Genomic DNA, 21248 nt, shown 5'->3' with positions numbered 1-21248 from the left:
GCCGGCTAGGCCAAACTGGTGACAGAACCTTCTTTTACTATTCCTTTAAGTCTCTATAGGGAATCTTTACGCCCAGGAGTGCCGGGAAGTCTGGTCGGCGGCCTGGCCCACCCCACGGGCCGAGGTAAAGCCATGCCGTAGAGCGGAGACCGATGCTCCAGCGTTTCGCCAGAGAACTTCTTTCCGGACTGACCGTGGCCATCGTGGCGCTTCCGCTGGCGATCGCGTTCGGGATCACCGCGACAGGCACCTCCGAAGGGGCGCTCGTCGGGTTGTACGGCGCGATCTTCGCGGGTTTCTTCGCCGCGGTGTTCGGCGGGACACCCGCCCAGGTGACCGGCCCGACCGGCCCGATCACCGTCGTCGCCACCGGGGTGATCGCCACGCACGGGCTCGAAGGCGCCTTCCTCGCCTTCGTCATGGCCGGCGCGTTCCAGATCCTGTTCGGCCTGTGCCGGCTCGGATCGCTCATCCGTTTCATCCCGCACCCGGTGGCATCCGGTTTCATGGGTGGAATCGCGTTGATCATCATCCTCGGCGAACTGGACCAGGTGCGGAAAAGCTTCCTGGTCGTCGCGGCCACGATCGTGCTCATGCTCGTGGCCGCGCGGGTGATCAAGTCGATCCCGGCGAGCCTGATCGCGCTCGTGTTCATCGCGGCGATCCTTCCGTTCGCCGAGCCCCTGCTGCAGAACCTGCGCATCGGACCGGTCACGCTCAACGGTGCCGTCGACTACATCGGCCGGATCCCGGAATCCCTTCCGTCCTTGAGCATCCCGGATTTCAGTGGCTCGCTGCTGCTCACACTCGTCCTGCCCGCGCTCAGCATCGCCTTGCTGGGGTCGATCGACTCTCTGCTGACCTCGGTCGTGATGGACAACATCACCGGCCGTCGCCACCGCAGCAACCGGGAACTCGTCGGCCAGGGCCTCGGCAACATGGCCAGTGGCCTGTTCGGTGGCCTCGCTTCAGCGGGCGCGACCGTCCGCTCGGTGGTCAACGTCCGCAGCGGTGGCCGCACCGGACTGTCGGCCGCGACGCACAGTGTCATCCTGCTCGGCCTGGTCGCGGGTCTCGGGGCGGTCGTCCAGTTCATTCCCCTCGCCGTGCTGTCCGGAATCCTGATCTTGACCGCGATCGGCATGTTCGACTGGGAAAGCCTGCGCAAGATCCACGTCGCGCCCCGGGGCGACGTGGTCGTGATGTTCGCGACGATGATCATCACGGTGCTGGTCGACCTGACCGTGGCGGTCGCGGTCGGCGTCGCTGTGGCGCTCGTCGTGCACTTCGCGCAATCACGGCGAGGCAAGGCATCCGTCGTCCAGGACGAGACGGGCACCTACCGTGTCGATGGCCCCTTGTCGTTTCTCTCCATCGACCGCGTCCTCACCCGGCTCCGCGACGACGAACCGAAACTGTCACTGCGCCTCGACAAGGTGAGCTACATGGACATGTCCGGCGCCAAGGGGTTGCTGACCTTCCTCGATCACTCTCGCGGTTCCGACATCCAGGTCGACCTCGGAGAGCTGCCACCTCACGTCGAACACAGACTCATCACGCTCGCGAACGACGAGCAGCGCGACAGCCTCAGATCCGTCACCGAAACCGCGGACCGAGCGACCGAGAGGCGGTCCTGACGGGCGACGTCAACGCGGGGCGAGCGCCAGTTCCAGAAGGCGGGACGCCGAGATCACGCCGAGCAGCGTCTTGTCCCGCATGACCGCGACCAGCGGGCAGCGGAGCCTCGCCATCATGGCGGCGACCTCGATGATCGTGTCGTCGGAGTTCACCCGGGGCAACTCGGTCGGCTCGTCCGGAAGCAGCGAGCTCACCTTGCGGCCGCCCAGTTTGTCGGCGACGCGATCGGCCATCGACTCGTTCAGGACACCGGCGAGCGACGGGTCGTCCTGAACGTAGGTCGGTACGAGAAGACGGACTACCTCGGATGCGGGCAGAACCGACTGCGGACAACCCGATCGATCGGTCACGACGATGCCGGGGAGACGATGTTCCGCGAGGAGCCGTGCCGCGTCGAGCGCGTCGGAATCCATGTCCACGACCGGGAATTCCTCGGCCATCTCAGCGGCATGCATGTAAGTCAGAGTAGGCCGTCCCGGCCCGGTCCGCCCGGTTCAGCTGTCGTTACTGTCCGATTCTTTACGCCCGTCCGGGAACCCGGCGTGTCCCGCCGATTCGTTCCGTTCCTGCCGTAGGTGCACGACGCGAAGTGCTGCGATCAGGACCACGAACACCGCGATCAGCGCGAGCGGGCCGAGCAATCCGGACATCGGTTTCCCTCATCCCACGACGGTGTGGCCTTCGGTTTATCCAGGGTACAGGAGTCGCCACCACTGGTTACCCACATCCGTTCGTCGCCCGAGTTGCCACTCGCCCGCGTTTACGGCATCTTGACGCGTGGAGCGCCGGGAAGTCTGGTCGGCACACCCGGCCCACTTGGGCCGGGTCGGTCGGCATGGACGGGATACGTGAGCGCACAAGTGGTCTGGCAGCGTCTTCGACGAACACCCACCTCTGACCTTCTCCCTCGGGACGCGGCATGAGCGCCGTCGTCGCCGTCGCCGTGTTCGTCGTGGCCTATCTGTTCATCGCCACCGAGAAGATCCCCAAGATGGTCACCGCCCTCGCCGGTGCGGGCATCGTGCTCGCCGTCGGCGTGGTCGGCTCCGAAGACGCGTTCTACTCCCACGAAACCGGAGTCGACTGGGACGTCGTCTTCCTGCTGCTCGGGATGATGATCATCGTCGGCGTCCTGCGCAAGACCGGTGTCTTCGAGTTCACCGCGATCTGGGCCGCCAAACGAGCCAAGGGCTCACCGCTGCGGATCATGATCCTGCTGGTGCTCATCACCGCGATCGCGTCCGCGTTCCTGGACAACGTCACCACGGTGCTGCTCATGGCCCCGGTGACACTGCTGGTGTGCGACCGGCTCGACATCAAACCGGTCCCCTTCCTGATCGCCGAGGTCATGGCCTCGAACATCGGCGGCGCAGCCACCCTGATCGGCGATCCGCCGAACATCATCATCGGCAGCCGCGCCGGACTGACGTTCAACGACTTCCTCGTCAACATGGCGCCGATCGTGGCGATCGAGATCATCGTCTTCTGCCTTGTCCTGCCAAGGCTGTTCCGCGGTTCCTTCACCGTCGACCCGGACCGGGTCGCCGACGTCATGGCACTCAACGAACGCGAAGCCATCCACGACAAGAAGCTCCTCGTCAAATGCGGCGTCGTGCTCCTCGGCGTTTTCACCGCGTTCATCGGGCACTCGATCTTCCACATCGAGCCCTCGATCGTCGCCCTGCTCGGCGCCGGAGTCCTCGTCCTGCTGTCCCAGGCCAAACCGAAGGACTACCTGGCCAGCGTCGAGTGGGAAACGCTGCTGTTCTTCGCCGGGCTGTTCATCATGATCGGCGCACTGGTCAAAACCGGCGTCATCGGCGATCTCGCGAAACTCGCCGCCGACGCCACCGGCGGCAACGCCCTCCTCGCCGTCATGCTCATCCTCGGCGTCTCGGCGCTCCTGTCCGGCGTCGTCGACAACATCCCCTACGTCGCCACCATGAGCCCACTCGTCCTCGGACTCACCAACGACATCGCCGACCCGACCCATTCCGAAGCGCTCTGGTGGTCCCTCGCCCTCGGCGCCGACTTCGGCGGCAACGCCACCGCCATCGGCGCCAGCGCCAACGTCGTCGTCCTCGGCATCGCCGCCCGCGCCGGAAGCCCCATCTCCTTCTGGGAATTCACCAAGAAAGGCGTCATCGTCACCCTGATCACCGTCCTCGTCGCCGCCCCCTACCTCTGGCTCCGCTACTTCGTCTTCGCCTGACCCCGAAGAACCGACAGGATCCCGATCTCGGAAGAATGACGGCGAGCTCGCTCAATCGTCAGACAGTCGTCAGGTTCGCCCCGGCCACGAGCCGGAAGAATATCGGGGAAACCGGAGTGTCTAGGAGACCGATGAGCGTAGAAACCCCGCAGGCGCAAGACGTCGTGCGCAATGTGACCGTTCGGCTTGGCAACGAGTTCTCGACGAAGCTGTCGTCTGTGGCGGTGGGCGTCATCGTCCGCGCCGCCTATCGCGATCTCCAGGAGCAGATCGTCCCCGAGGCGCTCGGGGACATGCTGCACCGCCTCGCACGTCACCGCATCGCGCGGCTTGTGCAGGTTCTGTGATGCGCTACGAGCAGCACTGCCCGATCGCGCTCGCGGCCGAGGTGGTCGGTGAGCCCTGGACACTGTTGGTCATCCGCGAGCTGCTGAACGGCAGTACCGCGATCGACGACATCGCGGCCGGCGTGCCGGGTATGTCCGCCGGGCTGCTGACCAAGCGGCTCCGCAAGCTCGGCTCGGCGGGTCTGGTGGTACTCGGAACGCGCCGCGCCGAGTTGACCGCCTCGGGTCGTGAGCTGGCCGAGGTCATCGAACAGCTCGGCCACTGGGGCGCACGGCGGCTCCCGCCGCCGCGATATGGCGATCTCAACCCCGCTCTGGTCCTTCGTGACCTTTGCCGGGAGATCGACCGCACTCTGCTGCCCGCGGAGGCTGTGTCGATCCACTTCCGGTTCACGGAATCTCCCGGATCGCGCTGGTGGTGGCTGGTGCTCTCGCAAACCGTCGCCGCGCCGACGGTGCACGATCCGAGACTTCCCTTGGCAATGCGCATCGAGTGCACGCTCGGCGCCCTCGCACGCGTCTGGCTCGGGCACACCGAGTGGCTCGACGCTCTCCGGGACAAAGCGATCATCATCACCGGACCGCGGACCGCCGTACGCCAAGCCATCACCTGGATCGGCACCAGCCGTTTCGCCGGCGACGCCACTATCGGCCCCGATGCACCGCTACTGTCCTCATAGGACGACTCGTCTCGTGCCGCCGCGGCGGCGCCAAGGAATCCCGTCGAACCGGCCGGTTGACCCAGGAATCGAAGACCAGGACAAGACCGGCGATCGCGAAACCGGCGCCCGCGAGCGACCACATCCCCAGAGCAGACATGAGCACCCCGGCCAAGAAAGCCGGTACGACCGCGAACAAGCAGAACGGGTCCGGCCTTCCGAAAACCTTTCGCCTGCCGTTTTCGGAAATCATGGCTTCCTCTCGTTCGCTCCGGCCTCGAGAAGTTCGAAGGCGCGGAGCTCCGCGACTCTCGCCTTCTCCTCAGCTTCTCCTGCGAGTTCTCGGTGTCGCAACGCCGCGAAGGCATCGTCGCGGCACCGGATCGCCTCCCCTCGTTCGCGGTGCCCCTCGGCCCTCCGGATGGCCGCGTAAGCACGATGGATCTCGATCTCACGGGCCGTCATACCCCGCACGAACCGCGTGGCCTTACCTCGGTGTTCCGCCGCCGCGGCAAGCTCTTCGTAGGCCATGTAATGACACATGGCTACTTCCGCCAGATCTCGCTGGCGGTGCGCCACTGCGGTTTGCCCGGAGGCCAGCGACTCGGCCGCCCGCTCGAGGCGCTCCCCCGCTTCCCCGCGTACCCGAGCGGCCTCGGCCCGCAACTGCTTGGCTCGCCGGATCCCGTTGTCGACGCCGTCCCCCAGGACCGGCGCGCCATCGGATGCCACCGAGTGTGTCCTCAGCCCCACGTACGACAGTTCGGTCAAGGCCCTGCTGTGCAACCTGACGGAGAGAGCCATCGTTCGTCCTCGTTGTCTGCGGATACGGTGCGCTCGCCGAGCGTGTCATGGAACCCGGAAGGCCGACCTGACGAAATCCTTACGATCGGCCGACCTGAGGCGAAGAGTCACATTCCCGTGAGCGACTCCGCCGAACGCCTGTCCGCTTCCTTGGCGGCGAGTTCATGCCTCTGGGCAGCCGCCTCGTCACCGGCCGTTCTGGCCGAGAACGCCGCGGCGCGTTCATGATGTGCCTCGGCGCGGCGGATCGCCGTGAACGAACGATCGATCAAGAGTTTCCATTGTGGAGAGTCACGAGGGTGGACTTTCGCCCCCGCACGGGCTTCCGCGGCGTTGGCGAGCTCGTGATAAGCGAACCCGTGGTGAGCGGCCACCTCACCAAGCAGGCGTTGCGACTTGGCACGCGCGAACGCGTCTGGTTCTCCGCCCGATTCGATCTCCGCGGCCAACGTCCGATGCCCGTCCGCGACGGCCCAAGACCGGTCCGCGTCATCGCGCAGCCGTCGCACCTTGGGAGGGATTCCCGTGTTGAGAGCGACTTCGGCTTGTGGCGTGAGAACGTCGGTGGTCATGGGTGTTCCTCCCGTGTTTCGGTGAGCGTGATTTCACCCTGACACGAGCCTCGCCCTTTGAAACTGACGAGTGCCTTACGATCGAAGGCTGTTAGCCTGGCCGGCGGAAGGAGATACCGACTGTGTCCACCCGTGTTCTCCTCGTCGAGGACGACGTGATGATCAGTGAAGCCTTGAGTCTCGCGCTGGCCGACGAAGGCTTCGACGTCGCCTGTGCGGAAACCGGCGAAGACGGGCTCGAACTGCTCGCAGGCGGCCAGTTCGATGTCATTCTCCTCGACCTCATGCTGCCGGGCATCGACGGCCTCACCGTCTGCCGGTCCGTGCGCGAGCAAGGAGCACTGCCGATCATCGTGATCACCGCCCGCGCGGACACCCAAGACGTGATCGCGGGCCTCGAAGCCGGCGCGGACGACTACGTCACCAAACCACTGGTAGCCGGCGAACTCGCGGCACGGATCCGTGCCCTCCTCCGCCGCACCGCACCACCTCCCCCGACCAGGTTCACCGTGGGCGGCCTGGAAATCCAGCCCGACGAAGAGAGTGTGCGGCGCGATGGGGATCCAGTGCACCTGACCCGCACCGAGTTCCGTCTCCTCGCCGAACTCGCCGGCGCCGAGGGCCGGGTCGTCACCAGGGAACAATTGCTGCAGCGAGTGTGGGGCCACGACTACTTCGGCGACACGCGGCTGCTGGATGTCCACATCAGACGGTTACGCCGCAAGGTCGAACCCGATCCCGACAATCCCAGTCTCGTGCTCACCGTGCGTGGACGCGGCTATCAAATCGCCACGGGATCATGACCCGCGCGGAGCTCCGGTCCGCGCTACGGCGGCTGTCCCTGCGCTGGCGCGTGGCAGGCGCGTTCGGCCTCTGCCTGGCGGTCGTGATGACCGTGCTCGGGGTCGCGACCTGGAACCTGACCACCGGCTACATGCTCGACCAACGCGAGCAGAGCACCTTGCGGCAGTCGGAGGTCAACGTCGGCCTGGTCGACAAAGCGCTCGCCGAGCATTCCGACAACCTCACCGAGCTCCTGACCGGGCTCGCCAGTGGCCCGGACTCGTCCATCCTCCTGTCCCGGCTCGACGGCTGGCTCACCAGCGGACGGCAGATCGAGCCCCGCGTCATTCCGGCCGCCCTGCTGAAGAGCGCACGTGAAGGCGTCGCCGCACGGCAGAGGTTCACCGCCGACGGCATCCCCGTGCTCGCCATCGCGACACCGGTGGGAAGTGGCGAGAGCATCTACGTCGAGCTGTACCCGCTGCTGGAGCTGGATCGGACCTTCCGGTATCTCAGCATCCTGCTGATCACCGGCACCGTCGTGGCGGCGATGTTCGGCGTTGCCCTCGGCGCCTGGACCACCAAACGCGCCCTGCGTCCGCTCTCCGTGCTCCGCGGAGCCGCGGCCAGGGTGGCACGCGGGGATCTGAAGACCCGGCTCCCGCATCAGGACGATCCGGACCTCGCCCCGCTCGCCACGAGTTTCAACACCACGACCGAACAATTGGAACAACGAGTAAGCCGGGACAAACGCTTCGCCGCGGACGTCAGCCACGAACTCCGCTCGCCGCTCACCACGATGGTCAACGTCACTCAGGTCATGACCCGCCGCCAGGACACGATGGACCCGACCGCCCGCAAAGCACTGGGACTGCTCGACGCGGAACTGCACCGCTTTCAGGGCATGGTCGTCGACCTGCTCGAGATCTCCCGCGCCGACCAAGACGACGTCACCGAGTCCGCCGAACTGGTGGACCTCGACGACCTTCTGCGCAACGTTCTCGACAGCAGAGGCACTTCCGAATCACCTCTCCACACCGATCCCGACACCCCGCTCGTCTTCGCCGACCGCCGCCGCATCGACCGGGTCGTGACCAACCTGCTCGACAACGCCGACCGCTACGGCGGAGGCGCCGTGGCGGTGACCCTGCGCAGACGGGGTGACCACGCGAGGATCGAAGTGGACGACGCCGGCAGTGGCGTTCCGCCCGCTCTGCGGGAGCGCATCTTCGAACGCTTCGCCCGCGGTCTGCACGCCGGCCGGCGTGACCGCGACACCGGCAGCGGGCTCGGGCTGGCCATCGTCGCCGACCACGTCCACCGCCACGGCGGCACCGTCTGGGTCGAAGACCGCCCCGGCGGCGGCGCCCGCTTCATCGTCGAACTCCCGGAGGCGACCGCGTGAAACCCTGGCCGATCCTCGTAGTCACGGCAGCCGCCCTAGGCCTCGGCGGCTGCGGTGTGACCGATCAGGACGAACCCGAGCCGATCGCCACTCTCGCACCGAGCACCACCCCGACAGTCTCCAGCCGCTCGGTCCCGCCCACGTCGCCGCATGGTCCTACGCAATCGTCAGGCACTCGTCAGGTGCAGACCCCCGTATCGCCTACACAATGAAGAAAGTCGTCGACGAGGAGGAGAGGGCATGACCGTCCACGACCACCACACCGACGACATCACCGACGAAGTCCGCCAATGGCTCTCCCGCGAGTTCTCCTCGTCCTTGAGCGAGTCCGCGGTCACCGAGATCGTGTGCTCCGCCCACGCAGATCTCGAAGGCCAGATCCGGCCTGACGCGATGGGAGAAATGCTGCACCGGCTCGCCCGGTTCCGCGTGCTCCGGACACTCGCGAGCCGGTGATACGTCGCGGACCGACATGGCCGAAGGCTGTGCCCAGCGTCGGAATAGACCTCGGTGATGCCGGGAGACGCGAGTTATCCATAGCCCACGGTCGTGGCCGTGACGACGAAGTATCACCAATGGTTCTCCGGCAGGACCAGTTCGCTTCCCACAGGTTCTGCCAGCAGCATCAGCGGCCAGGTGGTCACAGAGACGGAGGGGAAGACCAGCACTCCGGTTCCGGACAGCGACGAGTTCCTACCAGCTGACGTGCTGATGAAACGTCAACTTCCAGCCGTCGTAACGGCGAACGTAAACGCTGCTCACGCGGGCTGAGTAAGGAACCCCGTCTTTGGTGGCGGCGACCCGGTAGTTGACCGCGCCGACCACGCGGCTGAGCCTTGCCGCGCTCAGATCGGCAAGGCTATGCGCCGTCCAGGTCGCCCCGCACAAGGCTGACAGGGCGGCTTCACGTTCCTGGATCGGCTTTCTGTCAATCAGGAGAACCACGACACGATCGTGGAGCACGTTCTCGTAGAACGACCGTGCGGCGGCCGGTTCGTCGGTGAGCACACGCCAGGCACCTCGCTCCAGGCCTGCCAGCGCGTCCACGGCTATCGCTTCACGATCCCGCGCAGGAGCCTTCCGTGCCCGGGCTCACTGGCTGACCGTTTCACGATTCATGCCCAGCCCTCGCCGATCTGTCGTAGCCCGTATCGGGCTGTCGCTGCGCGTCCTCCGGCATGCACCGGATAGCGATCAGCATCCCGCACCTCGACGCGAACGAACCTGACAATCACCTTACGTTTTGACCTGCCGCGTACTCAGCGAGCCCCGTCGCCGTTCTCGTCATCGTACGCCGCACTTGCCTTTCCGAGGAACGGAATCCTACTTTCGCGCGCGGAATACGTTCCGGGCCAACGAATTCTGGTTCCTCCGCCGGGAATCTCGTGGAGGCCGACCGTTGCCCGGCGATCCGCCAATTGTGGGTTTTCCACGGTCTCGTAGGCGAACCGCTTCCCAGGCGTGAGGCTCGTGATCCGTTCCCGGGCGACAGACCGGCCTGCCCGAAAGGCACGGGTGGCACCCACCTCGTCACACCCGTCCGGCGAGAGGCCGGCGGAGCGGCTGACGTCCAGCTCACCGGTCCCCGACCAGGCGGGCCACGTCCTCGGGTCCAGCAGCAATGCCCACACGACCGCAGGCGGTGCCGTCGATTCGGCCAAAACGTCGTACGACCGCACCGCGGGTCCCTCCAGGAAAGGTGATTGTGCTGACGACCCCGGATCAGGCCACAGGTCGCGCCTGCCGGTAAACCGATCGAGCTTTCTGGAATCATTAGTCCATTATGGACGATAGTCCATAATGGACATGCCCGAAGGCTTCATACGGCCGACAACAACCGTCACGCTGATCAGCTGTTGCAGAGGCACAAGCTTCATGAAGCGTGAATAAAGCGAAACAGGCAAATAATCCCCGTGGTCAACGGTGTTTCACCCCAGCGGGTGGCTAGCCTCCCCCAGGCGGGCGACACCCGAGTGGCCGCTTGTCCGGGGCAGGCCGGGCCTGGATGTTGCGATACCAGTGTCTGTCGGCGTCCCGGCGACAGCGCACTCGACGCGGAACTCACGAAGGACCTCTTCGGTGATGGCTTCCTTCGCCTTGAACCAGGTGTCAGGAGGGAACGAGCGATTGCCGAAGGGTGCGCCGAACCGTTCACCGCCGCGACGACGGGCGGTGCTCCGAATACCGTCATGAAGTGCTCCTCCAGCTCGTGAAGTGGGCCGGGCACCGACTCCGCCGACGCTAGGCAGTTCCGGACGGGCACGATGCGGCCGGACGTCTCGGCACGCAGGGGCTTTCGGCCCTGTATCGAGTGACGGCACGGAGACAGGCTCGAACCGGAATTCTTCGGTGGACCAGGAGAAAGCATGAAGGCACTGGTTTACGACGGGCCGGGACGGCGGGCTCGGACCGACCGGCCTCAGCCGGATCTCGCCGCGGCGACCGACGCGATCGTCCGCGTCGACGCGGTCACCATCTGCGGCACCGACCTGCACATCCTCAAAGGCGATGTCCCGGCCGTGGAGCACGGCAGGACCCTCGGTCACGAGGCGGTCGGCACGATCATGGAGGTCGGCCGGGCGGTGACGACCTTGAAGCCGGGCGATCGGGTGCTCGTCTCCTGCATCACCGCGTGCGGGCGGTGCGAGTACTGCCGGAAGGCGTCGCGGACGAGGCCGCCTTGATGCTGGCCGACATCATGCCGACTTCCTACGAAGTCGGCGCCCGCAACGGGAAGGTCCGGCCCGGCGACTGTGTCGCGATCGTCGGGGCGGGGCCGATCGGGCTCGCCTCGATCACCACGGCGCGCCCGCCACGGTGCACCTGGAGAACCTCTGGATTCGCGACATCACCATCACCACGGGCCTGGTCGACACCTCGAGCACCTCGATGCTGGCGGCAGAGAGGATCGCCGAGCCCATGAATCCCCAGGAAGTCCCGGCCCAGCGGGCCGGATCTGCTTGTGGGGTAGTTGTCGGTGCCCCCGGTGAGATTCGAACTCACACTGGACGGGTTTTGAATCCGTTGCCTCTGCCAGTTGGGCTACGGGGGCGATGCCCGGTGAACTTTACGGGATCGCGGGAGCACGTCTCCCGCCGGGCCCGGGAGTGTGACGACCGTCTGACGTGGTGAACGCCATCTAGCCGTCTGGATCGTTCCCGGTAGGCTTCAGGTTCGCGGACAGCCCGCGAGCCGAACTGCCCGACGACCTTCAGGAGGACCCCGGTGACCGAGCAGGCTGCCGAGGCCAACGGTGCCGTCGCCGCACCCCAGCGGCGGGTGCTCGTGGCCGAAGATGAGGCCCTCATCCGTCTGGACCTCGTCGAGATGCTCCGCGAAGAGGGCTACGAGGTTGTCGGTGAGGCCGGGGATGGCGAACAGGCCATCAACCTGGCCACCGAATTGAAGCCCGACCTGGTGATTCTCGACGTCAAGATGCCCAAGCTCGACGGTATCGAGGCCGCTTCCAAGATCACCGGCGACCGGATCGCGCCGGTCGTCATCCTGACCGCGTTCAGTCAGCGCGACCTCGTCGAGCGGGCCAGGGACGCGGGCACGATGGCGTACCTGGTCAAGCCGTTCGCCAAGCGTGACCTGGTGCCCGCCATCGAGCTGGCCGTGAGCCGGTTCGCCGAGCTCCAGGCCCTCGAGTCCGAGGTCGCCGGCCTCACCGACAGGCTCGAAACGCGCAAGGTCATCGACCGTGCGAAGGGTCTGCTGATGAGCCGTCAGGGGCTCACCGAGCCGGACGCGTTCCGCTGGATACAGCGCACCGCGATGGACCGCAGGACCACGATGAAGGCGGTGGCCGAGGCCGTCGTCGAGAGCATCGGCTGACGAAAGACCCGTGAAGGCCACCTCCGTCGCCGGAGGTGGCCTTCCGTTTATAGGCCGCTTGCCGCCCGCATCACCCAGTAGACGTCTGTGTTCTCGACGGTGCCGCCCAATCGGGCGGAGCCGGGGCCTTCGGCGGTGACGGGAGTGTCGGCGCCGGTGTGACCGTGGGTCGTCCAGTCCACAGTGAACTGGAGCTTCGAGCCCGGTACATCGAACGGACCGTCCTGGTCAGGGTCGGTTTCGTCGGTGTCGTAGTTCTCGATGCTCAGCCCGCCGGTCTCGTGGTCGCCGCCGATGATCACCAGCGTGTCAGGATGCGCGCGGACGAACCGCAGGACCTCGGCGATAGTGGCGTCGAGCGCACGACCGGCGTCGATCACGCCGTGCGCGTTGTTCTCGTGCGACATCCCGTCGGTCCCTTCCTCCTCCAGGAAGAGGAAGAATCCGCGCGGATTCTTCGACAGTGTGTCCAGCGCCTTGCGCGCCATCTGCTGGAGCGGCACCCGCGGCGCGTACTTCCCGACGCCGTCCGGGCCGTAGTCGACCATGTCCTCGTTCGCGAACAGGCCGAGGATCCGGTTCGCCCGCGTGTTCCGCAGTTCGTCGCCGTCACGCACGTAGGTGTAGCCCGTTCGCTGCGCGCGTTCGACCAGGTCGCCGTAGGGGCTGCGACTCTCCTCCCCTGGCTTGTCCGGCCAGAGCCCGGGGTTCCCCTTCGGGTACCACCAGTCCTCACCGCCGCCGAGCAGGACGTCCGGGCGGCTGTTCTCGATGTACTGCTTCGCGATGTCGCTCTGCGAATCCCTGCTGGGCACGTGCGCCGCGAAGGCCGCCGGCGAGGCGCCGGTCACCTGCGCGGTGGTGACCAGGCCGGTCGACTTCCCGGCCCGCTTCGCCCGTTCGAGGATCGTTTCCAGCGGACGTCCCCGGGTGTCCACCCCGACCGCGCCGTTGCGTGTCTTGTGCCCGGTCGCCAGCGCGGTGGCCGCCGCGGCCGAGTCGGTGACGATCTCGTCCTCGTCGTCGGACGACGTCCGCACGAGACCGGTCGCCGCGAGCCCGTCCATCGCCAGCTGACCACGTTTGCCCTTGAGCGCCAGCCGGAGCAGATCACGCTGGCCCAGGCCGAGGCCGTCACCCTGGATGTAGATGATGTTGCGCGCGGCGCGCGCCCCGGAACCCGCCGTCGTCGGGTCCGCGACAGCGGCCGAGCCGCCGCAGAGAACCACCAGAACCGTCGCCGCCGCCAGACCACGTCCGCGCACATCGCCTCCCGTTAGTTAGGAACCTTTCCTAACAGAGAAGCCACGCGAAGGCCAGAAAAGCCCGTGAAGGATACCCAGCGACGGTGAGATCCAGACCACACGATCGGGTCGTGACGATCTTGTCCCGGCTGGGTCTATGGAGTGTGGAAGTGAAGAACTTCCGCCGCAGCCAACGGAATCCGAACCGAGGAGATTGCGATGACGAACACCGCCACCACCGCCAAGCCGAACTCGAACTCCGCCGCCCCCGCCGAGAACAGCGCGCTCACCTCCAGTCAGGGCGTAACGACGATCGCCGACACCGTCGTGCAGAAGGTCGCGGGCCTCGCGACCCGTGAGATCACCGGCGTCCACGCGCTCGGCGGCGGCGCCGTGCGTGCCTTCAACGCTCTTCGCGAGCGCATCCCGGGCGCCACCGCGTCCGCCGGGCAGGGCGTCTCCGTCGAGGTCGGCGAGCGCCAGGCCGCGGTCGACCTGCAGATCGTCGTCGAATACGGCGTCGCGATCGCGGATCTCGCCAAGTCGGTGCGCCGCAACGTGATCGGCGCGGTCGAACAGATGACCGGACTCGAGGTCGTCGAGGTCAACATCAACGTGTCCGACGTGCACATCCCGGGCGACGACGACACCGACGAACTCACCGAATCCGGCCGCGTCCAGTGACCACCGGCGCCGGTCCGCGCCCGAAAGCAAGGAGAACGTTCATGAACGCCACCCATCTCGGCCTGTTGACCGGTCTCGTGCTCGGCGTGGCCGGCGCGTTCGGCGGCTTCGGCGCCTTCCTCGTCGTGCTCGTCCTCGCCGTCCTCGGCCTGCTGGTCGGCCGGTTCCTCGACGGCAAGCTCGACCTTTCGGCCCTGGCCGGCCGCGACAGGGGCTGACCGCCATGACGACCATGACCCCCGCCGCGCCGGACACGGACGGGCGCGGCGGGCTGACCGTGGCAGGCGGCGCCGTCGAGCGGATCGCCGCACGGGCGATCACCGAACTCGACGGCCTCGGCGGCGCGGCGTCACGGGTGCTCGGGATCGCGGTCGGCGGCGAAGACCTCGACCAGGGCGCCAAGGTGAGCGCGAACGTCACCGGCTCGACAGCCACCTTGGACGTCCGGCTCTCGGTGAGGTACCCGCTTTCGGTCCGTGCCACCACCGAAACCGCGCGAGAGCACCTGATCCGCCGCGTCGGCGAACTCTCCGGCCTGACGGTGGCACGCGTCGACATCACCGTCACGGCCCTGCACTCCGCGGAGCCCGAAACGAGGAGGGTCCGATGAAACGGCGCCCCCGCCGCAGCGTCCCGGCCGTGCTCGTCGCCCTCGTGGTGCTCGCCGGCTGTGTCCTGGCCGCCGCCGTCGCGGTCCAGACGATCCTCGGGGAGAAACCGTGGATCAGCTACGACGCCCTCGCGTCCGCGCTACACGACTCCCGATGGAGTGATCCGCTGCCGGCGATCGCCGGTGGCGGGGTCGCGCTGATCGGTTTGCTGCTCCTCGTGAGCGCGATCATCCCGGGGAGGCCGACCGTGCTGCCGCTCGAAGGCGGCCCGGATTCCGGCGCCTCCCGGCGCAGCTACCGGTCGACACTGCGCGCCGCCGCCTCCACTGTGGACGGTGTCTCGGCGGCGAAACTGAAGGTCAAGCGGCGCGGGATCGTCTCGGTGGTGACCACCGGGCGGACGAACACCGCGGGACTCGCCGACGCCGTCCGCGCCGCCATCGAGCATCGCCTCGCCCAGATCGGCCCCGCCACCGTCCCGGCCGTGCGGGTCCGGGTCAAGGCCACCAGGAGCGCGTCATGACCGATCTCAACCGTCCCGCCCGGCTGAACCGCACCCTCCTGGTGCTGACGGGGCTCGTGCTGCTCGCCGGTGGCGTGTTCGCCGTCGCCACCCATTTCGGCAGGATCCCGCTGATCGAGCCCGGCAGCGCACTCGTGCCCGGCACGGCCCTGCCGCCCGGCTGGGCCTGGTACGCCGTCGCCGGGGGCGCGGTCGTCGTCGGACTGCTGACGCTGCGCTGGCTCATCGCGCAGCCCGCCCGCAAACCCAAGTCCCGCACCTGGCGCTTCGAGCAGGACACGGGCCGGACAGCGCTGGCCGCGAGCACCGCGGTGGAACCGTTCGTGGCGGAGGTCGCGGCCTATCCCGGCGTCCACGCCGCACACGCCACGCTGGGCGGTCCCCAGGACGCGCCGATACTGGCCGTGGTGCTGAGCGCCGAACAGGACGGCGATCTGGCCGCCATCCGCGAGCGCGTCACCGAGGAAGGTCTCCCACGGCTGCGCCAGGCGCTGGACCTCGACGAGCTTCCGACGACCATCGAGTTCCGCTTCTCCACCAAGACCGGCCCCCGCCTGCATTAGCACCCGTCCGCTCCCCCGCCGGCTCCGAACGCCTCGTGAGAGGTGTGTGTCGGTGAGGGGAGCTGGGTGCGGTGAACGGTGGCCAGGCGGAGCTGGAAGCGGAACTCGACCGATTCTGCCGCCGGGTCGCCGGCGCCGCGGAAATCACGCTCGGCCTGCGGAACCTTCCCGAACTGCGCGACATCCGCTCCGTGGTCGCCGACAGCCTCGGCTTCGGCCGCGGCGAGGACGAACCGCTGGGTGCCCTCCTGCTCGTCATCGACGAGCTGGTGAGCAACGCGTACCGGCACACGGACGGACCCGGTGAACTGCGCGTCAACAGGCATGTCCGCAGCTTCATGGTCGAAGTCTCCGACGACGACCCCGATCTGGAAGCCTTGCGTTCCGCACCCGAAAGCACGCACTACGGACTCCGTTTGATCACCCAGCTTTCCCTCGATTGGGGTTTCCGCGGCGAGCGGGCCGGGAAAACGGTGTGGGCACTGGTTCCCGCGCAGCTGTACTACGAACAGTGAAGATCGGAACGTTGAGGAGCACCCGCATGTCCATCGTGACCCGAGCCGCCGACACCGTGCTCGACCGGACCCTGCTCGGTTACAGCAGCGTCGGGCCCTTCCTGCGACGCCGGTGGTGGCCGGCGGACCCCTCGCCGGACGCGCTCGCGGGCAAGGTCGCCGTGGTGACCGGTGCGAAGGCGGGCTTGGGCAAGGCGACCGCCATCGGGCTGGCGAAGCTGGGCGCGACCGTCCGGATCGCGGTCCGCGGTGACGGCGACGCCGCCCGCGCCGAGATCGAACGCGCCGTGCCCGGCGCGCGGATCGTCGTCGACCAGTGCGACGTCAGCCTGATCTCGTCCGTGCGCGACTACGCGAAGGACCTCGACGGCGAGGTCGACGTGCTCGTGCACAACGCCGGTGTGATGCCCGCCGAGCGCTCGGAAACGGCCGAGGGGAACGAGGTCATGCTGGCCACGCATGTGCTCGGCCCGCATCTCCTCACCGCGTCGCTCCGGCCGAAGTTCGCCGACGGCGCGCGGGTGATCTGGGTCAGTTCCGGCGGGATGTACGGCCAGCCTCTGCGCACCGACGACCTCCAGTACCTCCAGGGCGAGTACAAACCGGCCGCCGGATACGCGCGCACCAAACGCATGCAGGTGGTACTCGCCGAACTCTGGGCGGACGAGCTGGACGGCTCCGGGGTCACCGTGCACAGCGCCCATCCCGGCTGGGCCGACACCCCCGGGGTCGCGACCTCCTTGCCGACGTTCCAGAAGGTGACCCGGCCGATCCTGCGGAACCCCGAGCAGGGCGCCGACACCTTCGTCTGGCTCGCCGCGGCCGAGGAACCGGCCCGGTACAACGGGATGTTCTGGCACGATCGCGTCCAGCGGCCAACGCACTACCTCGGCAAGACCCGGGAAACCGCCGCGCAGCGCCAAGAACTCTGGCAGGCTTGCGGGCGGTCGACCGGTATCTAGACCAGGTTCACCATGACGACCGCCGGGACGGTGGGAGCAGGCGAGCCCCCGGCGGGTTCCGCGGTGATGCCGACCCGGTCGATCCCGCCCGGCAGGTCCGCGAGGACCGGTCGAGTCCGATGTGGACCATCGTCGGCCAGCAGCCCGGCGGAGCGCACGCCGCTCTTCCCGATGAGCCACACCTGATACGCCTTGCCGGGCGCCAACGGCGGGAGTTCACCGGCCAGCACGACGACCTTGCCCTGGCTCCGCGAGGTCACGACCGTGGTCTTCCCGGGCACGGCGCCCTTGACCGTCGAGGCGTCGGGTGCGGTGAGCACCGAGTTCACCGAAGCGAGCTGCTGCTGCGCGGGGTCGGTCCCCGGCTCGGTGTTCGCGGTGACCAGGCCGAACACCAGGGCCCCGGCGGCCGCCGCCGCGGCACCCCACAGGGCTACCCGCATCGGCGGCTTCTTCGCGGTCGGGGTTCGCCGTGCGGCCGTGACCAGCGGCGGCCACTGGCGGGTCTGGGCGATCTGGGTGAGCGTCGCTTCCCGCAGCCTCGGCGGCGGCGCGGCGGGGAGCGCGGCCCCCAACCGCGCCGCGGTCTCCCGCAGCTCCCGGACCTCCTGGCCGCACGCGGGGCAACCCCGCAGGTGCCGCTTGAACGCCGCGGCTTCCTCCGCCGGGACGGCGTCCACGGCGTAGGCCCCCGTCAGTGTGTGCAGTTCCGCCGTCATTGCCCCACCCCCAAGCAGTCGCGCAACCGGATCAGGCCGTCGCGGATGCGGGTCTTCACCGTGCCGGGCGCGGTCTTGAGCACTTCCGCGACTTCCGGGTAGGTGTATCCGTTGTAGTAGGCCAGCACCACCGATTCCCGTTGCAGATCGGTCAGCGCGGACAGGCACTGGCGCACCCGTTGCTGCTCCAGGTTGGTGATCGTCGACTCGGCGACCTCGTCGAACGGGCGGCGGAAGTCGAGCCTGCCCGCGCGGTCGTCCCTGTCGAGCGCGGCCTGATGCGAACGCACCCGGTCCACGGCCCGCCGGTGCGCGATGGTGAGCACCCAAGCCAGGGTGCTCCCCTTGCCCGGTTTGAACCGTGCGGCCGTCCGCCACACCTCCACCAGCACTTCCTGGGTCACCTCCTCGGCGAACGTGCCGTTGCGGACGACCCTGTTCACCACGCCCCACACCGGCCCCGCCACGACGTCGTAGAGGTCGGCGAACGCTTGTTCGTCACCGGCCGCGACCCGCTGCATCAGGCCCGGCTCGGCCTGCGCCGTCCCGGTGCCACCGTTTTCGCGCGGATTCGTCCGCACACCCTCGACCATCAAGCTGCCTCCACCTCACCCGACACCCGGCTACGCGGTTCCGCGGCGTCTGTGAGGGATTCGACGCCGAGGGTGGCGCGGACTGGTCGGGCAGGCGGGAAACACTCGAACGAGGCGGGCGCCTCACCCCTGTTCGTCGAGCACGGTGTCCATTGTGGACCGAAGGTGGCGCAGGAAAGCCTCGAACCGCTCGATCTCCTCCGCCGGGTACTCCGCCACCAGCGCCGTGAGCCCGGCGCTGAACGGGCCGAAGAACTCCCGCGCGGGCCCCTGGATGTCGGGGCCGCTGCGCAGGGTCACCTTCCGCCTGTCGGCGCTCTCCCTGGTCCGCACCACGTGACCGAGGCTCTCCAGCCGGTTCAGCAGGTTCGTGGTCGCGCCCGAGGTCAGCGCGATGCGTTCGCCGAGCCGGGCCGGGGACAGCGGCGAGCCGGTGTCTTCCGCGTAGAGGATCTCCACGAGGGCGGCGGCGTCGGTGGCGTGCAGGCCGAGCCAGTTCGCGAAACGCCGGGTGAACTCGGTGTAGTTCGCCCCGAAGCCGCGGAGGCCGTCCAGCAGCGACACGGCCCGCGCCGCGACATCGTCCTCCATCACCCCTCCTCGGATCCGTGCTTTGACAACCTACCGGCCGCAAATATACCTTCATGGTGAAGCTACTTTCTCATGAAGGAGTCACTTGTGCTTCCCGACCCGTTCGCCGCGACGACCCGCGGTATCACCGAGCCCGACCTGGTCCGCCCCGCGCTGCGGGCCGCCGGCCCCCTCGTCGAAGTGGCCGCCCCGGCGGGCGGAAGCGCGTGGATCGTGACCGAGGAGGAGCTGGCCCGCGAAGTCCTCTCCGACCCGCGCATCGCCAAGGATCCCGCGCTGGCCCCCGAGAAGTGGGACCGCGCCGGACTCGAACAGACCGCGGCCGAGCAGCCGTCCTTGACCACGCTGGACGGCCCCGATCACGTACTTCTGAGGCGCGCGCACGCCCCGCTGCTGAGCGCCAAACGGATTCAGGCGCAGTCCGGCCGCATCCACGAGATCGCGCGCGAACTGCTCGCGGACCTGGGCGAGGAACCCGTCGACCTGATGGACGGGTTCTCCACCCGGTTCCCGCTGACCGTGCTGCTCGACCTGCTCGGTATCCCGCTCGACCTGCTCGACGACGTCGTGGACGCCTGCCGCCGCATGTCCAGCCCGGAACCGGGCGCGCAGGGCGAGGCCATCGGCGCGATCGCGGGCCTCGCAGCGGCGGGGCTGACGCCGGATCGGCACGGGCTCGCCGCGGAACTGCGGGACCGTGTCCCGGCAGGGACGACCGAAGACGATTTGAGGTATCACCTGTTTTCGTTGATCTTCGCCGGGCAGCTGACCACCGACGCCTCGATCGGCTTCCTGGTCTCGCGGCTTCTCAACGGGGACAAGGCTTCCGAGGACACCCTCGTCCGCGAGACCCTGCGAGACCATCCGCCCGCGCCGTTCACGCTCTGGCGGTTCACCACCGTGGAACTCGACCTCGCCGGGACCCGGCTTCCCGCGCGGGCCCCCGTGCTCGTCGACATCCAGGGCATCAACACCGACCCCGGCCGTCGCCCCGGCTCGGATCTGGCCTTCGGCGCGGGTCCGCACTTCTGCGTCGGCGCCCAACTCGCGCAACTCGAACTCCGGGCGGCGGCGACGGTCCTGCGCACGGACTTCCCCCAAGCCCGGCTCGCCATGCCTTACGCCGAACTCCGGCAGACGTTCCTCGGCGGTATCCAGGGCACGCGGCTCACCAGCCTGCCGGTGCTACTGCACGGCTGAAGAACGGGCCGGGGCACGGAAATCCGCTGCCCCGGCCCGGAACGGCCGCTACTTCTTGAAGGTGTCGCGGAGCTTGTCCGCCGCGTCACCGACGGCGTCCTTCACGTTCTCGACGGCGCCCTTGAGACCGGCCTTCGCCTGGTCCGCCTGGCCCTCCGCACGCAGTTCCTCGTTGCCGGTGGCGTCGCCGGTGGCCTCCTTGGCCTTACCGCCGAGCTCTTCGGCCTTGTTGCTGATCTTGTCGCCCAACGACATCGGGTCCTCCTCCGTCCGTGGCGCCCGGATCGTGCGCCGTACAGAGGTAAGGACAAGCCGGGATCCGATTCGTCATGCACACGGACGGGTGATCGCCCTCACCCCATGCGCCAGGGCATGTGCTGAAGCGTCCAGGTGTTGCCGTCCGGGTCGCTGAAGGCCGCGTAGAAGACGCCGCCCATGTCCTCGACCGGCCCCACCTCGGTACCCCGGGCGATGAGCGCGGCGCGGGCTTCCTCGATGTCGGCGACCACCAGATGGAGCCCGCGCAGGGTCCCGACCGGCATGTCGAGCGACGCGATCCCGGTGGCCAAGGTGATCGAGCAGGCCGAACCGGGCGGGGTGAGCTGGACGATCCGGACCCCGTCGGCGGGCCGCACGTCGACGTCGAGCCGGAAACCGAGCCGCTCGGTGTAGAACTCTTTCGCCCGGTCGATGTCGCTGACCGGCACCGGGACGAGTTCGAGCAGGAACGTCCCCGGCGGGACCGGGGGCGCGGGCTGGGGGTCGGTCACGGACGTTCCTTTCGCC

General features: G+C 68.0%; 29 protein-coding genes and 1 tRNA gene. 17 read left to right on the top strand and 13 right to left on the bottom strand.

What is annotated here, in order from left to right:
- Window positions 1-152 precede the first annotated feature (152 nt).
- Window positions 153-1637, top strand: coding sequence for a SulP family inorganic anion transporter (locus ACFOSH_RS30395; RefSeq protein WP_378242682.1), 1485 nt, complete (start codon window positions 153-155; stop codon window positions 1635-1637).
- 9 nt (window positions 1638-1646) lie between these two features.
- Here ACFOSH_RS30395 and ACFOSH_RS30390 read toward each other — a convergent pair whose 3' ends face one another.
- The gene (locus ACFOSH_RS30390) at window positions 1647-2093 is read right to left on the bottom strand and encodes a CBS domain-containing protein (RefSeq protein ID WP_378242680.1); all 447 of its coding nucleotides are present in this window, start codon (window positions 2091-2093) and stop codon (window positions 1647-1649) included.
- Between the two features lie 39 nt (window positions 2094-2132).
- Window positions 2133-2288, bottom strand: coding sequence for a hypothetical protein (locus ACFOSH_RS30385; RefSeq protein ID WP_378242678.1), 156 nt, complete (start codon window positions 2286-2288; stop codon window positions 2133-2135).
- 269 nt (window positions 2289-2557) lie between these two features.
- On the opposite strand from ACFOSH_RS30385, the gene ACFOSH_RS30380 reads away from it, so the two are divergent.
- The 3 genes from ACFOSH_RS30380 to ACFOSH_RS30370 all read left to right on the top strand — a co-directional run bounded on the left by ACFOSH_RS30380 (window position 2558) and on the right by ACFOSH_RS30370 (window position 4877).
- The gene (locus tag ACFOSH_RS30380; protein ID WP_378242676.1) at window positions 2558-3850 is read left to right on the top strand and encodes an ArsB/NhaD family transporter; all 1293 of its coding nucleotides are present in this window, start codon (window positions 2558-2560) and stop codon (window positions 3848-3850) included.
- Window positions 3851-3981: 131 nt separating this feature from the next.
- Window positions 3982-4197: a hypothetical protein gene (locus ACFOSH_RS30375; RefSeq protein WP_378242675.1), complete on the top strand. Its 216-nt coding sequence runs from the start codon at window positions 3982-3984 to the stop codon at window positions 4195-4197.
- Window positions 4197-4877 carry a winged helix-turn-helix transcriptional regulator gene (locus ACFOSH_RS30370; protein ID WP_378242673.1) on the top strand — a complete coding sequence of 227 codons (681 nt, stop codon included), beginning with the start codon at window positions 4197-4199 and terminating at the stop codon, window positions 4875-4877. Before ACFOSH_RS30375 ends, ACFOSH_RS30370 begins: the two co-directional genes overlap by 1 nt.
- Window positions 4878-5105: 228 nt before the next feature.
- Here the strand turns inward: ACFOSH_RS30370 and ACFOSH_RS30365 are convergent, their stop codons facing one another.
- A complete protein-coding gene (locus ACFOSH_RS30365; protein WP_378242671.1) occupies window positions 5106-5660 on the bottom strand; it encodes a hypothetical protein in 555 nt (184 codons plus the stop codon).
- Between the two features lie 107 nt (window positions 5661-5767).
- Complete coding sequence (locus tag ACFOSH_RS30360; protein ID WP_378242669.1) at window positions 5768-6232, bottom strand: hypothetical protein; 465 nt, start codon at window positions 6230-6232, stop codon at window positions 5768-5770.
- Between the two features lie 122 nt (window positions 6233-6354).
- Here ACFOSH_RS30360 and ACFOSH_RS30355 point away from each other — a divergent pair, with 122 nt between their 5' ends.
- The 3 genes from ACFOSH_RS30355 (at window position 6355) to ACFOSH_RS30345 (ending at window position 8876) form a co-directional block, all read left to right on the top strand.
- A complete protein-coding gene (locus ACFOSH_RS30355) occupies window positions 6355-7035 on the top strand; it encodes a response regulator (RefSeq protein WP_378242667.1) in 681 nt (226 codons plus the stop codon).
- Entirely contained in the window at window positions 7032-8420 is a 1389-nt protein-coding gene (locus ACFOSH_RS30350) for a sensor histidine kinase (RefSeq protein ID WP_378242665.1), read from the top strand. Before ACFOSH_RS30355 ends, ACFOSH_RS30350 begins: the two co-directional genes overlap by 4 nt.
- Before the next feature lie 240 nt (window positions 8421-8660).
- Window positions 8661-8876, top strand: coding sequence for a hypothetical protein (locus tag ACFOSH_RS30345; RefSeq protein WP_378242663.1), 216 nt, complete (start codon window positions 8661-8663; stop codon window positions 8874-8876).
- A gap of 237 nt (window positions 8877-9113) precedes the next feature.
- Here ACFOSH_RS30345 and ACFOSH_RS30340 read toward each other — a convergent pair whose 3' ends face one another.
- Complete coding sequence (locus tag ACFOSH_RS30340) at window positions 9114-9428, bottom strand: hypothetical protein (RefSeq protein ID WP_378242661.1); 315 nt, start codon at window positions 9426-9428, stop codon at window positions 9114-9116.
- A 251-nt stretch (window positions 9429-9679) separates the two neighbouring features.
- The gene (locus ACFOSH_RS30335; RefSeq protein WP_378242718.1) at window positions 9680-10051 is read right to left on the bottom strand and encodes an SRPBCC family protein; all 372 of its coding nucleotides are present in this window, start codon (window positions 10049-10051) and stop codon (window positions 9680-9682) included.
- A gap of 735 nt (window positions 10052-10786) precedes the next feature.
- Between ACFOSH_RS30335 and ACFOSH_RS30330 the strand changes: the two genes are divergently transcribed.
- Window positions 10787-11104: an alcohol dehydrogenase catalytic domain-containing protein gene (locus ACFOSH_RS30330; protein WP_378242659.1), complete on the top strand. Its 318-nt coding sequence runs from the start codon at window positions 10787-10789 to the stop codon at window positions 11102-11104.
- A 294-nt stretch (window positions 11105-11398) separates the two neighbouring features.
- Here the strand turns inward: ACFOSH_RS30330 and ACFOSH_RS30325 are convergent.
- A tRNA-Leu gene (locus ACFOSH_RS30325) sits at window positions 11399-11472 on the bottom strand.
- Between the two features lie 173 nt (window positions 11473-11645).
- On the opposite strand from ACFOSH_RS30325, the gene ACFOSH_RS30320 reads away from it, so the two are divergent.
- The gene (locus ACFOSH_RS30320) at window positions 11646-12257 is read left to right on the top strand and encodes an ANTAR domain-containing response regulator (RefSeq protein ID WP_005157321.1); all 612 of its coding nucleotides are present in this window, start codon (window positions 11646-11648) and stop codon (window positions 12255-12257) included.
- Between the two features lie 47 nt (window positions 12258-12304).
- On the opposite strand, the gene ACFOSH_RS30315 is transcribed toward ACFOSH_RS30320, so the two are convergent.
- The gene (locus tag ACFOSH_RS30315) at window positions 12305-13522 is read right to left on the bottom strand and encodes an alkaline phosphatase (protein WP_378242657.1); all 1218 of its coding nucleotides are present in this window, start codon (window positions 13520-13522) and stop codon (window positions 12305-12307) included.
- 198 nt (window positions 13523-13720) lie between these two features.
- Here ACFOSH_RS30315 and ACFOSH_RS30310 point away from each other — a divergent pair, with 198 nt between their 5' ends.
- The 7 genes from ACFOSH_RS30310 (at window position 13721) to ACFOSH_RS30280 (ending at window position 17359) form a co-directional block, all read left to right on the top strand.
- Window positions 13721-14185, top strand: coding sequence for an Asp23/Gls24 family envelope stress response protein (locus ACFOSH_RS30310; RefSeq protein ID WP_378242655.1), 465 nt, complete (start codon window positions 13721-13723; stop codon window positions 14183-14185).
- 41 nt (window positions 14186-14226) lie between these two features.
- Window positions 14227-14403 carry a hypothetical protein gene (locus tag ACFOSH_RS30305; protein ID WP_005154991.1) on the top strand — a complete coding sequence of 59 codons (177 nt, stop codon included), beginning with the start codon at window positions 14227-14229 and terminating at the stop codon, window positions 14401-14403.
- Between the two features lie 5 nt (window positions 14404-14408).
- Entirely contained in the window at window positions 14409-14795 is a 387-nt protein-coding gene (locus ACFOSH_RS30300) for an Asp23/Gls24 family envelope stress response protein (RefSeq protein ID WP_378242653.1), read from the top strand.
- Window positions 14792-15319, top strand: a complete 528-nt coding sequence (locus ACFOSH_RS30295; protein ID WP_378242651.1) for a DUF6286 domain-containing protein — start codon at window positions 14792-14794, stop codon at window positions 15317-15319. The genes ACFOSH_RS30300 and ACFOSH_RS30295 overlap by 4 nt, the downstream gene beginning before the upstream one ends.
- On the top strand, window positions 15316-15882 hold the full coding sequence (locus ACFOSH_RS30290; protein WP_378242649.1) for an alkaline shock response membrane anchor protein AmaP: 567 nt from the start codon (window positions 15316-15318) through the stop codon (window positions 15880-15882). The genes ACFOSH_RS30295 and ACFOSH_RS30290 overlap by 4 nt, the downstream gene beginning before the upstream one ends.
- Before the next feature lie 71 nt (window positions 15883-15953).
- On the top strand, window positions 15954-16397 hold the full coding sequence (locus ACFOSH_RS30285; RefSeq protein ID WP_378242647.1) for an ATP-binding protein: 444 nt from the start codon (window positions 15954-15956) through the stop codon (window positions 16395-16397).
- Between the two features lie 26 nt (window positions 16398-16423).
- On the top strand, window positions 16424-17359 hold the full coding sequence (locus ACFOSH_RS30280) for an SDR family NAD(P)-dependent oxidoreductase (protein ID WP_378242645.1): 936 nt from the start codon (window positions 16424-16426) through the stop codon (window positions 17357-17359).
- On the opposite strand, the gene ACFOSH_RS30275 is transcribed toward ACFOSH_RS30280, so the two are convergent.
- The 3 genes from ACFOSH_RS30275 to ACFOSH_RS30265 all read right to left on the bottom strand — a co-directional run bounded on the left by ACFOSH_RS30275 (window position 17356) and on the right by ACFOSH_RS30265 (window position 19262).
- Window positions 17356-18078 carry an anti-sigma factor gene (locus tag ACFOSH_RS30275; RefSeq protein WP_378242643.1) on the bottom strand — a complete coding sequence of 241 codons (723 nt, stop codon included), beginning with the start codon at window positions 18076-18078 and terminating at the stop codon, window positions 17356-17358. The genes ACFOSH_RS30280 and ACFOSH_RS30275 overlap by 4 nt on opposite strands.
- Window positions 18075-18671 (bottom strand): ECF RNA polymerase sigma factor SigK, encoded by a 597-nt coding sequence (gene sigK / locus ACFOSH_RS30270; protein WP_378242641.1) that lies wholly within the window; start codon window positions 18669-18671, stop codon window positions 18075-18077. The genes ACFOSH_RS30275 and sigK overlap by 4 nt, the downstream gene beginning before the upstream one ends.
- Window positions 18672-18794: 123 nt before the next feature.
- Window positions 18795-19262, bottom strand: coding sequence for a MarR family winged helix-turn-helix transcriptional regulator (locus ACFOSH_RS30265; protein WP_378242639.1), 468 nt, complete (start codon window positions 19260-19262; stop codon window positions 18795-18797).
- Window positions 19263-19349: 87 nt separating this feature from the next.
- On the opposite strand from ACFOSH_RS30265, the gene ACFOSH_RS30260 reads away from it, so the two are divergent.
- The gene (locus ACFOSH_RS30260; protein WP_378242717.1) at window positions 19350-20462 is read left to right on the top strand and encodes a cytochrome P450; all 1113 of its coding nucleotides are present in this window, start codon (window positions 19350-19352) and stop codon (window positions 20460-20462) included.
- A gap of 48 nt (window positions 20463-20510) precedes the next feature.
- On the opposite strand, the gene ACFOSH_RS30255 is transcribed toward ACFOSH_RS30260, so the two are convergent.
- Together ACFOSH_RS30255 and ACFOSH_RS30250 are read right to left on the bottom strand one after the other, a co-directional pair.
- A complete protein-coding gene (locus ACFOSH_RS30255; protein WP_378242637.1) occupies window positions 20511-20717 on the bottom strand; it encodes a CsbD family protein in 207 nt (68 codons plus the stop codon).
- A 98-nt stretch (window positions 20718-20815) separates the two neighbouring features.
- Window positions 20816-21232: a VOC family protein gene (locus ACFOSH_RS30250; RefSeq protein WP_378242635.1), complete on the bottom strand. Its 417-nt coding sequence runs from the start codon at window positions 21230-21232 to the stop codon at window positions 20816-20818.
- Between the last annotated feature and the right edge of the window lie 16 nt (window positions 21233-21248).

The sequence above is a fragment of the Amycolatopsis speibonae genome, assembly GCF_042647925.1.
Classification (GTDB): Bacteria; Actinomycetota; Actinomycetes; order Mycobacteriales; family Pseudonocardiaceae; genus Amycolatopsis; species Amycolatopsis speibonae.
Note: the sequence above shows the minus strand (reverse complement) of the source record. Positions and strands in the feature narration are given on the sequence as shown.